The organism is Cohnella hashimotonis (assembly GCF_030014955.1).
GTDB lineage: Bacteria > Bacillota > Bacilli > Paenibacillales > Paenibacillaceae > Cohnella > Cohnella hashimotonis.
Window position 1 is genome coordinate 2,698,645 of record NZ_JAGRPV010000001.1, and the last position, 13,838, is coordinate 2,712,482.

Consider the following 13,838-nt stretch of genomic DNA (forward strand, 5'->3'; position numbering starts at 1 on the left):
CAAGCGTTGATACACAATACCAAGTGCGAGTGCGGTCACCAGAATCCGACCGGTACCGTGCTCTGCGAATCCTGCGGCAAGCCGCTGGTGGACGACCTTCCGCTCGATTCCCCGCTGGAGATGCGATACGACGGTGCGGCCAGACGATCGCAGAAGCAAAATCCGGCGGTCATTGACCGCGTCTGGAACTTTTTTTCGTCGGTCAAGATCGCGATCTGGCTCATCATTCTGACGCTGGTCGGCGCCGCGCTCGGCACGATTTACCCGCAAGAGAGCACCTTTATCAACCTGGACGATCCGGCGGCTTTCTACAAAGAAACCTATGGCACGTGGGGAGCGGTGTATCAGGCGCTGGGCTTCTCCCGCACGTACCAGTCGTGGTGGTTCATCGGGCTGCTCGTCATGATCGGCACGTCGCTTGTCATTTGCAGCCTGGACCGCGTGCTCCCGCTATACAAAGCGCTGTCCAAGCAGCAGGTCCGCAAGCATCTGACGTTTCTGACCCGCCAGCAGACCGTGCTGGAGACGGAAATCGCGGGCGATGCGAATAAGTGGGTTGCGGACTTCGCCGCCCAGCTGAAGCGCAAGCGCTACCGCGTATGGACGGACGGCACCGCGCTGCTCGCCGAGAAAAACCGGTTCAGCCGATGGGGACCGTACATTAACCACATCGGACTTATCCTGTTTCTGCTGGCGGTGCTCGGACGCAGCGTACCCGCCTGGCACATGGACCAGTACGTGAGCATCGACGAGCATCAGGTCAAGCAGATTCCAGGGACGAACTACTACGTCGGCAACGACAAGTTCACCGTCGATTATTACAAGGACGAGGAGCTGCCGGACAAGCTAAAGGGCACGCTTCGCGCCAAGCTGTACCAGACGCAAGCGACGCTGTATGCATGCACGCAGTATTGCAGCGACGACCCGCTGCACGACCCGGTGCTCGAGAAGGTCGAATCTCACGACATCGAAGTGAATTCGCCGCTCGAATATAAGGGACTTAAGCTGTATCAGTACAACTTCGAGCAGAAAATTCGGCTTATCGAGGTTAAGCCGATGCTTCTGGATGCCAAGACAGGCGATTCGTACGGGCCGTTCGATCTTAAAATGAGCGATCCTGCAGAAAAGTCCGAGGCAGGCCCTTACACGCTGACGTTGAACGATGTCTATCCCGATTTCGGTCTCGATGAAGAAGGCCGGCCGATGACCAAGTCCCGGGACTTCAACAACCCGGCGTTCGTCTACCGGATCACGGGACCCGATCTGGACGAGAAGGGCGAACTTTACATCTACTTCCCGATGCCGAGCGCAGCCGACAAAGGCGTGCAGCAGCAGATTAACGACAGCTTCGAAAAGCTCGGGAGCAATACGGGACGCTTCAACTTTGAAGTCGGCAAAATGGAAAACGTGACGTTTTCGCAGTACACGACTTTCCTTAACGTTCGGGTCGACAGGGCGATGCCTTACGTATGGGTAGGCGCCGCGATCTCAATGATCGGCCTCGTGATGGGCTTCTATTGGCATCACCGGCGCATCTGGCTGCGCATTGACGGCAGCAAGCTTACGCTGGGCGCGCACACGAACAAAAATACGTACGGCATTCGCAACGAAACGGCTTCGGCGCTCGCCAAGTGCGGCATCGCCGTCGATCCGAAGGCGCTCGATAACAGGAGGAATTCACGTTGAACTGGCTAGATATCAGCAGCACCGCATTCCAGGCCGCCTTTTACCTATACTGCGCATCGTTCATTTGCTACGCGATCGCGGTGGCCGGCAAGCGCTGGAGCAACCGGAAGCCCGAGCTTCACAATCGCAGATGGGGCCGCTTCGGCTTTATTCTGGCAGTTGCCGGTTGGGCGTGCCATTTGACGTTCTTCTTCACACGCTGGAAGGGCGGCGGCCATATCCCGACAAGCAATATGTACGAGTTTATGACGTTTCTGGCGATGGCGATCGTTTTCGCCTTCATCATTGTACACCTGATCTACCGGAACAACTTGCTCGGCGCGTTCGCCATCCCGCTCGTCATCATCATCATTGCGTACGCTGCCGTGTTCCCGTCCGAGGTGCAGCCGCTTATCCCGGCGCTCAACAACTACTGGCTCAAGATACACGTCACGACGGCCGCTACGGGCGAGGCATTTTTCGCGGTCGGCTTTGCCGCGGCCCTCGTGCAGCTGCTGCGGGTCATCGATTTCTCTCGCAAAGACAAAGCCGGCCGCCGCGAGCAAAAGTGGGTCGAGTTCGTCCTGTTTTTCATGGTCGTCATCATCGGGTTCCTCGTGTCCGTGTTCGCCTTCCGCGGCGGCGGCTATGAAGCCAAGTTCCAGCAAGAGAAAGTGAGCATCGATCAGCAGGGCGTTCAGCAGAGCGTCACGCAGACGGTCGTATACGGCCTGCCGCCGATCGTGGCGCCATATAACAGCGATAAGCTGTCCATGCAGCCGTATCTTGGCATCAAGGATCCGCTGTTCGAAGCGCCATCCTGGATGAACGGCGTCAATGCGGGCCGCAAGCTGAACACCGTTATCTGGTCGCTGCTGTCCGGCGCGATTCTGTATGGTTTGCTGCGGTTGATCGCGCGCAAGCCGATCGCGGCCGTCATCCATCCGCATCTGACCGATATCGATCCGGAGGACCTCGACGAGATCAGCTACCGGGCCATCGCGATCGGATTTCCCATATTCACGCTAGGTGCCCTTATCTTCGCGATGATATGGGCGCAGATCGCCTGGTCGAGATTCTGGGGCTGGGATCCCAAGGAAGTGTGGGCGCTCATTACCTGGCTGTTCTACAGCGCCTATCTCCACCTGCGGCTGTCAAGAGGCTGGCAGGGGACCCGCTCCGCATGGCTTGCGGTCATCGGCTTCCTCGTGGTTCTGTTCACGCTGATCGGCGTCAATCTCGTTATCGCCGGGCTCCATTCCTACGCAGGCGTTTAACCGTTATAATTAGACAAGCGGATTTTTAGAGCAGAAAGGGGCCGAACCCTATAATGAGCGCCGGTAATCGCATATTGGTGGTAGACGACGAGGAGCGTATCCGTCGACTGCTGCGCATGTATTTGGAAAAGGAAGGCTATGTCATCGAGGAAGCCGAAGACGGGGAGACCGCGCTCAAGCTGGCGCTGCAGGAGGAGTACGATCTGATCGTGCTCGACCTGATGCTGCCCGGCATCGACGGTATGGAGGTATGCTCGCGCCTGCGTCAATCCAAGGCGACCCCCGTTATTATGCTGACGGCGAAGGGCGAGGAAGTGAACCGCGTCCAAGGCTTCGAAGCTGGCGCGGACGACTACGTCGTCAAGCCGTTCAGCCCGCGCGAAGTGATCTTCCGGATCAAGGCGATCTTGCGCAGATCGTCGGCGACCGCATTCCTGTCCAAGGAGCTCAATACGAGCAACAATATCGTATTCCCGCATCTGGTCATCGAGCACGATGCGCACCGCGTCACCGCCGGCGGCCAGGAAGTGAACCTTACGCCCAAGGAGTACGAGCTGCTGCATTATTTGGCAAGCTCCCCGGACAAGGTTTTTTCCCGCGAGGATTTGCTGAAGGACGTATGGAATTACGACTTCTTCGGAGATCTGCGTACAGTCGATACGCATGTCAAGCGGCTGCGCGAAAAGCTGAATCGCGTCTCGACCGAAGCCGCCGCGATGATCACGACCGTATGGGGCGTCGGCTACAAGCTCGAGGTCGCCAAGTAAGCCATGGCGATCTGGAGAACCGTAGTCGGCAAGCTGTGGTTGACGATCATCCTGCTGGTCGCCGTGGTCATCTCTACGGTCGGCTTGTTCCTACTGAAGATCGTCGACGTGACGGTCAGCGCGGACTCGCTTGCCGAGATCAAGCATCTATTCATTTATTCGGGCGCCGTAGGCTTCTTGCTTACGACGTTCTTCGCGTTTTTCCTGCTCACGAAAATCACGCAGCCGCTGCGGGAGATGAAGCAGGCTGCGAACCGGGTGGCGCAGGGCGAATATTCGACCCGTCTCGTCGTCCGTTCCTGGGACGAGATCGGAGAGCTGGCCAACAGCTTTAATCAGATGGCTTCCGAGCTGAACACGCTCATTCGCGACATCCAGCATGAGCGCGACCAGCTCGACGGCGTGCTGCGCAGCATGAGCGATGCCGTCCTGCTTTTTGACGCGAACGGGAGGGTCAAGCTGACCAATCCGGAGGGACAGCATCTGCTCGAGGTATGGCGCGGCCTGAAGTGGGAGGACGAGGGCGAGGCGGACGAGCGGGAGACCGTGCCGGATCCGCTCCGCGACATTTATAATACGCTGATCTCCAAGGGCACGACGCATACGGGCAAAATTCATGTGCAAAGCGGCGTTTGGTCGGTTGTCATGACGCCCGTCGCCTCGGGCGAGGGCAGCGCGGGCGGCGGCGCCGTCGCGGTGCTTCGCGACGTGACAGAGGAATTCAGAGTAGACAAGATGCGCAAGGACTTCGTCGCCAACGTGTCGCACGAGATTCGCACGCCAGTCGCGATGGTGCAGGGCTATAGCGAGGCGCTGCTGGACGATATCGCCCAGTCGCCGGAGGAACGGCACGAGCTGGTGCAGGTCATCCACGACGAGTCGCTGCGCATGGGGCGGCTCGTGAAGGATCTGCTCGATCTTGCCCGTCTTGAAGCCGGTTATCTGGACATGACGATGCAGGAAGTCGACGTGAACGCGCTGCTGCAACGCGTCCATCGCAAATTTTCTGCGCTCGCGAAGGAGCGGGGTATCGAGCTGATCCGTTCGGGCGAGGACAGCGGTCTGCTGCTGCGGCGCGCCGATCCCGATCGTCTGGAGCAGGTGCTTACCAACCTGCTCGACAATGCGCTGCGCCACACGGCCTCGGGCGCGTCCATCACCCTTGGCGCATGCATGAAGAATGGCGACAAGGGCGCCAGCCAGATCGAGATTGTCGTCAAAGACGAGGGAGAGGGCATTCCGACGGAGGATTTGCCTTACATTTTCGAGCGGTTCTACAAAGCGGACAAGGCGCGCAAACGCGACTCCAAGGTCGGTACCGGTCTTGGCCTTGCAATTGTACGCAACCTGGTCGAAGCGCACGAAGGGACCATTCGCGTATCCAGCGCGATTGGGGAAGGTACGGAGTTCAAGCTGCTGCTTCCGGCCGGATAACACGCACCAGCATGGGATGCGCAACGATCCATTTCAAAAAGAAAGACCGCCAGGCGATATTGCCCTGGCGGTCTTTCTTTTAAGGTCCTTATACGAGCTGAATTTCCTTTGCCGAGTTCAGATCCGGCAGCTCCTCAAGCTGCGACAGCACATCCTTCGGAACGGCTTTGTCGACGCCGAGCACCATGATGGCGGCTCCGCCTACGATCTTGCGTCCCACCTGCATCGTCGCGATATTGACGCCGTTCGTGCCGAGCAGAGTGCCGACGCGACCGATAATACCCGGCTTGTCGTGGTGAGAGATCAGAACCAGGTGGCCCTGCGACTCGACGTCGACCGGATACTTGTCGATTTGCGTGATGCGAGGTCCGAAGCCGTTAAGCAGCGCGCCAGCAGCCGAGCGTTCCTCGCGCCCCGTCTTGAGCGTGACCGTCACCAGGTTGGTGAAACCCTTGGCTGCCTGGGACTTCGTCGTGACAATGTTCACTTCGCGCATCTTGGCGAGGTGCATCGCGTTGACTGCGTTCACCTGGTCGGAGCCGAGGTGGTGCGCGAGCACCCCTTGAACGACCTGACGCGTCAAAGGCTGCGTGTCTACATCGGCCAGCTCGCCGGCGTAGGAGACACTGATCTCTTTGACCGGTCCGTCGGTGATTTGGGCTGCGAAGCTGCCGAGCTTGCGAGCGAGCGTAAAGTACGGCTCAAGCTTAGCGAGCAGGTCGCCGGGTACAGGGGGCATGTTGACGGCGTTCTTGTACGGCTCGTTTCTTAAAATATGCAGCAGCTGCTCGGAAACGTCGATCGCCACATTCTCCTGCGCTTCGACCGTAGAAGCGCCAAGATGGGGGGTAACGATTACCTTGGGGTGATTCAGGAAAGGGTGGTCGGCTGCTGGCGGCTCTTCCTCGAACACGTCAAAGGCTGCGCCGGCGACGCGTCCTGCGTCGATGGCTTCGATCAGCGCCTGCTCGTCGATAATTCCCCCGCGCGCGCAGTTAACGATGCGTACGCCGGGTTTGATGACTTCGAATTGCGCTCTGCCGATCATATGACGGGTCTCGGGCGTCAGCGGCGTATGGACGGTGATGAAGTCGGCTCCGCGCACGACGTCGTCGACGGTGGCAAGCGTCACGCCCAGCTTGTCCGCGCGTTCTTCGGTAAGGAACGGATCGTAGCCGAGCACCTTCATGCCGAACGCCTTGGCGCGAGCTGCAACTTCGCTGCCGATCCGGCCCATGCCGAGCACGCCCAGCGTTTTGTTGCGAAGCTCGACGCCGACGAACGATTTGCGGTCCCATACGCCGCCGATCGTCTTTGCGTAAGCTTGCGGGATGTGGCGAGCGAGCGCCATCATCATCGCGAACGTATGCTCGCAAGTCGTGATCGTGTTGCCGTCCGGCGCATTGATGACGACGATGCCGCGCTTCGTAGCGGCATCCAGGTCGATATTGTCGACGCCTACGCCGGCGCGTCCGATGACCTTGAGCGACTTGCCGGCAGTCATGATCCGCTCGGTGACGCGCGTCTGGCTGCGCACGAGCAGCGCGTCATACTCGCCGATGATGGCGACCAATTCGTCTTCGGAGAGACCGGTTTTCTTATCGATGGAAATGTCGCTTGCCTCGACGAGGAGCGAGATGCCGAGATCGCTGATCGGATCCGATACCAACACTTTAAACATAGTAATCCCCCTGTACTACGAAGTGATGAATATATAGAAAACACCCTAAAACCCCCGTTGCCCTACCGGACCAACAGCGTTTTGAGGGTGATCTCGTAAAAGCGGCGATTCTTATTGTAAAGCAACGCGACTTGAAAATGCAATGGAAAATGTGGAACAATCGGGGCGCATTCGACGTAATATTACGTGTCCGACGAGAAAAAGGGCAGCAGCGGCAATAGCTCTTTGGAGTAATATCTCGTCTTGAGGGACAAATAGTCCCCGCCGCGAATCGCGTCCGTGCTATTCAGCATGTCGACGATCGAACGAATCGTCTTTTGCTTCATCTTGGCCGCTTGGCCCGAATTGATGAAATAGTCGATTCTTGCGGTCAGATCTTGCGGCAAGTAATCGTATTCCGTACGATTCAGGAACATGTACTGCGCGGCAATCGTATTTTTGACCAGAAGCGGCAGCTTGGACCATTCTGCATTCGTCAGGACATTGGGGAGCGCATAGGCATCAGGCAAGGATAGATTCACCGTGGCTCCCCACTTGAGCATCGAGTCGTAATATTGGCTTTGCGCGAGCAAGCCGAGCCTTACCGCCTCGGTGAAGTAGGCATTTTTGGAGACGCGCGCCAGCGCTTCGGCCGCCGAACCTTCGTTGGCATGCGCAGCGAGCTGTCCGAAGCTGCTTTCGTAAAGCTTCAGACTTTTCAAATAGTTGTTCTGCGCATTCATGAGGCTCGGCGTAAGGCTGGACACGGTCGTCACTTTGGACTCGTTGTACTTGCTCGCCGCCAGCTTGGAAAGCTCCTTCAGCGAGGAGGCGCGATCGGCCGTGTCGTCGGACAGCCAGCGCGTGCGGGCCGACGACCATTCGGCCATCCATTCCCGATGGGACTGAAATACGTTATGATAGAAGGATACGAGATCCTGCTGGGAATACGCATTGGGAGATTCGACCGGTTTGGACGCCTGTGCGCCGGCCGGCTTGGCATAGAGCGCTTGCGTTCGATCCGTGCCGACTTTGACTCCGCTAAAAAAGGCGGCGATCGCAACGATCAGAAAAAACAAGAAGCCGAGCGCAAAAACCAGATCTGTTCTTGAGAGACGTTTTTCCATGTAATACTCCTCGTGTAGATCGACATGATTAGCTTTTAGTATAAGGAAATGATTAGCATACGTACATAACAAAAATTTACATCAGACGAGGTAACATGCCTAAATTCGACATTAAAAACGTTAAACTCAGAAAAGTGACCGTAGATGAGCTCAGCGACAAAATGCTGCTTATCAACTTGTACGCCACGCAGGCGCTTACTTTCATTATCGGATTGGCATGGGTGTTTTTTCAGGGGCAGAATATTTTGGAAATATTCCGAATTCAGGGGAGTGTTGCTTTTCTTTACTGGGCCGCTGGCCTGGCTGCGCTTGTCGTCGCGTTCGACATCGGCATATCCCGTTGGATTCCTGATGAAGCCAAGGACGACGGCGGCGTCAACGAGCGGATCTTCAGGAATCGTCCGTTGTGGCATATCGTCTTGCTGTGCGCGGTCGTCAGCATATGCGAGGAATTGTTGTTCCGCGGCGCGATTCAGCATTCGTTCGGACCTTATTGGACGAGCATTATATTTGCGGCGATACACGTCAGGTACCTGCGTCACTGGATTCCGACGGGCATGGTGTTCGCCATCAGTTACGGCCTCGGCTTGCTGCTTACGCATACAGGGACGATATGGGCGCCTGTTTTCACCCATTTTCTAGTCGATCTGACGATGGGGATTATTATTAAGTACAGGAGGGAAGAGGGGGAATGAACGAGGAGCGTCTTCCGACAGCATGGGATAAATACGTAGAGGCCAAGCGACATGCGCTGTCGCCGGACGAAAAGGAAGCCGCAGATCACGAACCGACAACGATTGAGCAGCTGGAGCGCGCGATCGCGGAAACGGCGGCCGCATCAGGTCTCCCGGAGACCGGCATGCCGCCGAGAGCGGTGGTGCATCCGTCCGCCCGCAAGAGTTACAGCAAATGGTTTTATCGCTTTCTGCTTCTCTTATTTTCGGCGCTTGTCGGCTTTCTGCTCTGGTGGGGCTACGAACATTATTCTACCGTTTAAAAAAACGACGCTTTCCGTTTCGCAGCGCGAAATCGGAGGCGTCGTTTCTTTTTAGCCTAAAAGCCGGTCTCGATCGTCGAAGGATCGACAAAAGAATATCCTTTGCTTTCGAGCGTCGTCAGGAGCTGATCCAAAGCGGCCGCCGTCCAGGACAGCTCGTGCATCAGGATATTGCTGCCTGCATGAAGCTGGTCCGTCACGTTGTCGATAATCGCTTTTGTCTTGTCCTTGGTCTTCGTTCCGGACATCGTCCAATCCAGGGAGCCGTTGGACCAGGTCATGAACAAAAGGCCGTTATCGGCAGCGATTTTGTGAACGTCATCGTTGGCGGACGCGTTGGGCGGCCGAAAAAAAACGGGGCGCTTGCCGATCGTCGCCTCTACGATATCCTGAACTTTACCGATCTGGGCCTTGATCGATTCCGCGCTTTCCTTACCGAGCTGGATATGCTCGTACGAGTGATTGCCGACCGTTTGGCCCCTTTGGTCGATTTCCTGGAGCAGCTCGGGGTGCGCCTTCACGCGATAGCCATTGACGAAAAAGATCGCTTTGGCATGATGCTTGTCCAGCGTATCCAGGATGGGTTTAAGCGTTTTTTCATCCTTCGGCCCGTCGTCGAACGTCAGCAGAACGACTTTGTCGCTGTTTGCCGTCTTGTCGATCGGCACGATGTCGTAATTTTTGTTCATCTTGTAAGTCTTCGCGTCGATAGGCGGCGTCGAAGACGCGCTTGGCGACGGAGATGGCGATTCAGAAGGCGCGGGTGACGGCGATTCGGACGGCGTGCTCGTCGCTGTCGGGGCGGCCGAGGTGGCTGCTGCGGCAGGGGAAGATGCCGAAGAAACCGTCGGAACGACGGTAGGAGAAGCGTTCTCGTCCCCGTTGCCGCCGCATGCAGCGAGCGCAAGGGCTAGCGCGCCGACAGCGGACCAGCCTGCAGCATTTTTCAGCATTTACATGACATCCTTTCGACTGAGCTAGCATCTAACGATTGTACCATACCCGTCGTCCGAGTCGTCCAATCTTCTTCCTGAATTTAAGCGGCATGAAGCGGCATGCGGAGGCCAAACTAAGCGTGGAACCTCAACAGGCTTGCCAGAATTTAAAATTGAACAGGAGGCGATAGCATGAAGATGGCTACATTCGTCATGGGTGGTATCGTTGGCGCTGCCTTGACCGTCGCGATTCGCCGCAGTCCGAAGTGGTCCGTTGCTGCTGGCATGCTCGGCCGGGAGCTTAAAAACCGTTCCTTCGGCATGAAGGATGGCGCAATCGGTAAATTGTTCGACATGCGTTCCGGATCGACCTCGGCGCACGCCGATCGCAGAAGCGCATCGGCGAGCGAAGGAAGCAAGAGGAATGCTTCCTATGCGCCTGACACGGATGCGTCCGACACGGGCAAAAGCGGTCTTGGCGAACTCGCAAGCATCGTATCCAAAGACCGCGGCGTCCGGGAGGACGTGAACGAGATTCTTGCGGAAAACGGACAGCATCGGATCTGATGCGGCCGGCGGCGTCGCTGCGTAGCCCCCAAGGGAGACGCCGGACGCCGTTTTTTTTATTTTTCATCCAATAAAGGCGATTCCCCGTTCATTCTCTACTTAAATTTGTGGGTTTTGGCTAGTGCATTTCAAGGGTAGAAGTGATAACATATGTTAAAGCACAAAATACACACGTATTGCCTGTTGCGTCATACGCTGTTATCACCCATCGTGTGCAGAAGGGAGGATCCTGTCATGAGGATGGAGCGGCTTAGCCAAGACAAGATTAGGATTTTCCTTACCTTTGACGACCTGTCGGAACGCGGGATCCAGAAGGAAGACATGTGGCGGGAAATTCCGAAGGTTCACGAGCTCTTCAGCGAAATGATGGATCAGGCTTACAGCGAGCTTGGTTTCGACGCTTCCGGACCACTGGCGGTCGAAGTATTCGCGATGCCTGCGCAGGGCATGGTCGTCATCGTCACGAGGGGCAAGATGGAGAGGGATTCCGAAGCGGGCGCCGAGGAAGAACTCGACGAAGAAGTGTACGAAATGGAAGTCACGCTTGAACAGAGCGAAGCCATCATATATCGGTTCCGTGACATCGAGGACGCCATTGGCGCGGCCAAGATGCTGAAGTCCCAGATCACGGACGAGGGCCGAATGTACAAATATCAGAACCACTGGATATTGTGTTTCGATCCGTCCTCCGGCGAGAATGCGAACGACAACGCGCTGATAGCGATTCTTGCGGAGTACGGCGACGCGACTTCCGTCACGCCTGCCGTGCTTGAGGAATACGGACAATTGATAATCCCGGCCCATGCCGTGCAAGTGCTGACGGAGCATTTCGCCTGAGTCGGCGCTCCTTGACGGACATGCTGCATAAAAACGGCGAACGTTTTTAAAGCAGCTGTCCTTTTTTGCGCTTATCATAGAAGAAGGAAGGGAGGGGATTCGCCTTGCCGATCATCTCCATGCTCGCTGCGGCTATCGCGCCGGGCCTCGCCTTGCTCGCCTATTTTTACTGGAAGGATCGGTACGATACCGAGCCGCTGTCGATGGTGTCCAAGATGTTTGTGACCGGCGCGCTGATCGTGCTGCCGATCATGATCGTACAGCGCGGACTCATGATCTGGCTCGGCGAATCGCCCTTCGCGTTTTCTTTTGTCATTTCCGCCGGCGTCGAAGAATTTTTCAAATGGTTCGTGCTCTATCACATCGTTTTTAACCATACCGAGTTCGACGAGCCTTACGACGGCATCGTTTACGCGACGGCAGTGTCGCTTGGGTTCGCAACGATCGAGAACGTGATGTACGCATTCGCCGAGCCTTCGACTTTCGGCTCTCTGCTCGTACGTGCGCTGCTGCCGGTATCCGGACATGCCTTGTTCGGCGTAGTAATGGGGTACTTTATGGGCAAAGCGAAGTTCTCCAAGGGCAAACAAGCCCGCTTGTTCCAGGCGATGGCGTTCGTGCTGCCGATTGCGTGGCACGGCATATACGATTTTCTGATGCAATCCCTGCCTAGAACGTGGATGTGGATCATCGTTCCGTTCATGCTCTTGCTCTGGTTTCGAAGCATCCGCTACGTCCAAAGCGCCAACGATGTCTCTCCATTCCGTCTTGTGCATCGCGAGGAAGGCGGTTAAAGCTCCCGGATTGTGGCGATAATGTTTTTAACAGTTGCGGGAGCGAGGGAGTCTTTTGGATAGCGTACGGGTCAAGGTCACGATCAGATGCAAGTCCTGCGGGGAAAAGTTTATTTTGCGGGGCAAGCGGGAACGCGGAAAAGTAGATACCGGGTTCAGGCAGTGCGTCTGCGGCAACGCGGATCGATTCGAAATTGAAGAAGCAAATGCATAAAGCCGGCTCCTCATACCCACACTAACGGCAATCCGTAGTCTGGGAATGAAAGGGGCCGTTTTTCATGTACAAACGATTAAGCGCAGTGATGTTTCCGCTTTGCGCGCTGCTGCTCGCGGGTGCTGTCTTTTGGGGATACCAGGAGCATCAGGAGAAAAACGCCGTGCTGATCAAGGCGGAAAACCAGTACCAACGCGCTTTCCACGACTTGACGAACCATATGGGCAGCCTTCAGGAGCAGCTCGGCAAGACGCTTGCGGTCAATAGCGCTTCCTATCGCATGCAGCGCAAAGGACTGGTGAACGTATGGCGGCTCACGAGCCAGGCGCAAAACGAAGTGAATCAGCTTCCGCTTACGCTTCTGCCGTTTAATCAAACGGAAAACTTTTTGACGCGTATTTCCGATTTTGCGTACCGGACGTCCGTGCGCGATCTCACGAAGGAGCCTTTGTCCGACAAGGAAACGCAAACGATGCAATCCTTGTATGCGAAAGCGGCCGACATCAACAAAGAGCTGGGCAAGGTTCAGGATGCCGTTCTTTCCGATCACTTAAGGTGGATGGATGTCGAAGTCGCCATTGCAAGCGCCGACCAGACAGTGGACAATTCGATTATTGACGGCTTTAAGACGGTCGACAAAAAGGTTTCGTCCTATCCGGAAAACGATTGGGGGCCATCATCGGCTTCCCAGCATCTTCAGCGCGCGCACGGCAACGCTTCCGGTCCTAGAATTTCACCGGAGGAGGCTCGGCGCAAAGCGCGTGAATTCCTCGGCGTTTCCGCGATGTCAACCGGCCGCGACATCATGATCGCCGAAAACGGCGCGAAAACCGACCATCCGACTTATACGGCAACGATAAACGCTGCAAACCATGCGTCCAAGGGGGACGGGAAGCCGCAGATCGTAATGGATTTTACTGCGAACGGCGGCAAGCTGCTTTGGTTCATGAATCCACGCGTCGTCAAGACCCGCAGCTTGAGCGTCGGCGCAGCCAAGCAGAAAGCCATCGAATTCCTGAAGGCCAAGGGTTATGACTCGATGACGCCGGTGACCTACGACGAATACGACCACGTTGCCGTATTCACGTTTGTAGCCGAGAAAAATGACGTGCTCGTATATCCGGACAAAGTAACGGTGAGGATCGCGCTCGACAACGGCGAGGCCGTCGGCCTTCAAGCGGCTGACCACGTCTATCATGAAGCCGGCCTTGCCGTCGGCAGGGCGAACGTCGACGAGGTGAAAGCCAAGTCGGTGCTTCATCCGAAGCTTCAAGTAACGGGGCATCATCTGGCCGTTATCGAGAACGACGAGGATAAAGAAGTGCTATGCCACGAGTATACCGGCAAGATCAACGGTGCGCAGTATCGCATTTACATTAATGCCGATACGGGCATCGAAGAGAAGGTCGAGCAAATTCCGGATTCGGCAAGAGCGATTTTGTAGCTTTTTCGCTTGAAACCGCCGGACTGAAAACCGGTTCGGCGGATTTCAATATTTTGACCACTTGCCATCTGCCGCAGGACAAGCGATCGTGCTATAATGCATAGGATAATACGAACTAGA

At 56.3% G+C, this 13,838-nt stretch carries 13 protein-coding genes; 10 read left to right on the forward strand and 3 right to left on the reverse strand.

Going from position 1 to position 13,838, the window contains the following annotated elements:
* The first annotated feature begins 6 nt into the window (after positions 1–6).
* Genes resB through KB449_RS10750 form a run of 4 tightly spaced genes read left to right on the forward strand, consistent with a single transcriptional unit; the run spans position 7 to position 5,143 of the window.
* Complete coding sequence (gene resB, locus KB449_RS10735; protein WP_282908367.1) at positions 7–1,686, forward strand: cytochrome c biogenesis protein ResB; 1,680 nt, start codon at positions 7–9, stop codon at positions 1,684–1,686.
* Positions 1,683–2,942: a cytochrome c biogenesis protein CcsA gene (ccsA, locus tag KB449_RS10740; protein ID WP_282908368.1), complete on the forward strand. Its 1,260-nt coding sequence runs from the start codon at positions 1,683–1,685 to the stop codon at positions 2,940–2,942. The genes resB and ccsA overlap by 4 nt, the downstream gene beginning before the upstream one ends.
* A gap of 50 nt (positions 2,943–2,992) precedes the next feature.
* On the forward strand, positions 2,993–3,709 hold the full coding sequence (locus KB449_RS10745) for a response regulator transcription factor (RefSeq protein WP_282912790.1): 717 nt from the start codon (positions 2,993–2,995) through the stop codon (positions 3,707–3,709).
* Between the two features lie 3 nt (positions 3,710–3,712).
* A complete protein-coding gene (locus tag KB449_RS10750) occupies positions 3,713–5,143 on the forward strand; it encodes a HAMP domain-containing sensor histidine kinase (protein ID WP_282908369.1) in 1,431 nt (476 codons plus the stop codon).
* An 88-nt stretch (positions 5,144–5,231) separates the two neighbouring features.
* Here KB449_RS10750 and serA read toward each other — a convergent pair whose 3' ends face one another.
* Both serA and KB449_RS10760 read right to left on the reverse strand, forming a co-directional pair.
* The gene (gene serA / locus KB449_RS10755; RefSeq protein WP_282908370.1) at positions 5,232–6,824 is read right to left on the reverse strand and encodes a phosphoglycerate dehydrogenase; all 1,593 of its coding nucleotides are present in this window, start codon (positions 6,822–6,824) and stop codon (positions 5,232–5,234) included.
* Positions 6,825–7,006: 182 nt separating this feature from the next.
* The gene (locus KB449_RS10760) at positions 7,007–7,930 is read right to left on the reverse strand and encodes a hypothetical protein (protein WP_282908371.1); all 924 of its coding nucleotides are present in this window, start codon (positions 7,928–7,930) and stop codon (positions 7,007–7,009) included.
* 95 nt (positions 7,931–8,025) lie between these two features.
* Between KB449_RS10760 and KB449_RS10765 the strand changes: the two genes are divergently transcribed.
* Both KB449_RS10765 and KB449_RS10770 read left to right on the forward strand, forming a co-directional pair.
* Positions 8,026–8,625, forward strand: coding sequence for a CPBP family intramembrane glutamic endopeptidase (locus KB449_RS10765; protein ID WP_282908372.1), 600 nt, complete (start codon positions 8,026–8,028; stop codon positions 8,623–8,625).
* Complete coding sequence (locus KB449_RS10770; protein WP_282908373.1) at positions 8,622–8,927, forward strand: hypothetical protein; 306 nt, start codon at positions 8,622–8,624, stop codon at positions 8,925–8,927. The genes KB449_RS10765 and KB449_RS10770 overlap by 4 nt, the downstream gene beginning before the upstream one ends.
* A gap of 56 nt (positions 8,928–8,983) precedes the next feature.
* Here the strand turns inward: KB449_RS10770 and KB449_RS10775 are convergent, their stop codons facing one another.
* A complete protein-coding gene (locus KB449_RS10775; RefSeq protein ID WP_282908374.1) occupies positions 8,984–9,880 on the reverse strand; it encodes a polysaccharide deacetylase family protein in 897 nt (298 codons plus the stop codon).
* 174 nt (positions 9,881–10,054) lie between these two features.
* Between KB449_RS10775 and KB449_RS10780 the strand changes: the two genes are divergently transcribed.
* The 4 genes from KB449_RS10780 (at position 10,055) to ypeB (ending at position 13,718) form a co-directional block, all read left to right on the forward strand.
* A complete protein-coding gene (locus KB449_RS10780) occupies positions 10,055–10,429 on the forward strand; it encodes a hypothetical protein (protein WP_282908375.1) in 375 nt (124 codons plus the stop codon).
* Positions 10,430–10,663: 234 nt separating this feature from the next.
* Positions 10,664–11,266 (forward strand): genetic competence negative regulator, encoded by a 603-nt coding sequence (locus tag KB449_RS10785; protein WP_282908376.1) that lies wholly within the window; start codon positions 10,664–10,666, stop codon positions 11,264–11,266.
* 104 nt (positions 11,267–11,370) lie between these two features.
* Positions 11,371–12,060, forward strand: a complete 690-nt coding sequence (gene prsW / locus KB449_RS10790; RefSeq protein ID WP_282908377.1) for a glutamic-type intramembrane protease PrsW — start codon at positions 11,371–11,373, stop codon at positions 12,058–12,060.
* A gap of 278 nt (positions 12,061–12,338) precedes the next feature.
* Positions 12,339–13,718, forward strand: a complete 1,380-nt coding sequence (gene ypeB, locus KB449_RS10795) for a germination protein YpeB (protein WP_282908378.1) — start codon at positions 12,339–12,341, stop codon at positions 13,716–13,718.
* The last annotated feature ends 120 nt before the right edge of the window (positions 13,719–13,838 follow it).

Excerpts from the sequence above, each read along its gene's own strand:
- KB449_RS10750 (WP_282908369.1), top strand. The coding sequence starts at position 3,713 with ATGGCGATCTGGAGAACCGTAGTCGGCAAGCTGTGGTTGACGATCATC.
- serA (WP_282908370.1), bottom strand. The coding sequence starts at position 6,824 with ATGTTTAAAGTGTTGGTATCGGATCCGATCAGCGATCTCGGCATCTCG.
- KB449_RS10760 (WP_282908371.1), bottom strand. The coding sequence starts at position 7,930 with ATGGAAAAACGTCTCTCAAGAACAGATCTGGTTTTTGCGCTCGGCTTC.
- KB449_RS10765 (WP_282908372.1), top strand. The coding sequence starts at position 8,026 with ATGCCTAAATTCGACATTAAAAACGTTAAACTCAGAAAAGTGACCGTA.
- KB449_RS10770 (WP_282908373.1), top strand. The coding sequence starts at position 8,622 with ATGAACGAGGAGCGTCTTCCGACAGCATGGGATAAATACGTAGAGGCC.
- KB449_RS10775 (WP_282908374.1), bottom strand. The coding sequence starts at position 9,880 with ATGCTGAAAAATGCTGCAGGCTGGTCCGCTGTCGGCGCGCTAGCCCTT.
- KB449_RS10780 (WP_282908375.1), top strand. The coding sequence starts at position 10,055 with ATGAAGATGGCTACATTCGTCATGGGTGGTATCGTTGGCGCTGCCTTG.
- KB449_RS10785 (WP_282908376.1), top strand. The coding sequence starts at position 10,664 with ATGAGGATGGAGCGGCTTAGCCAAGACAAGATTAGGATTTTCCTTACC.
- ypeB (WP_282908378.1), top strand. The coding sequence starts at position 12,339 with ATGTACAAACGATTAAGCGCAGTGATGTTTCCGCTTTGCGCGCTGCTG.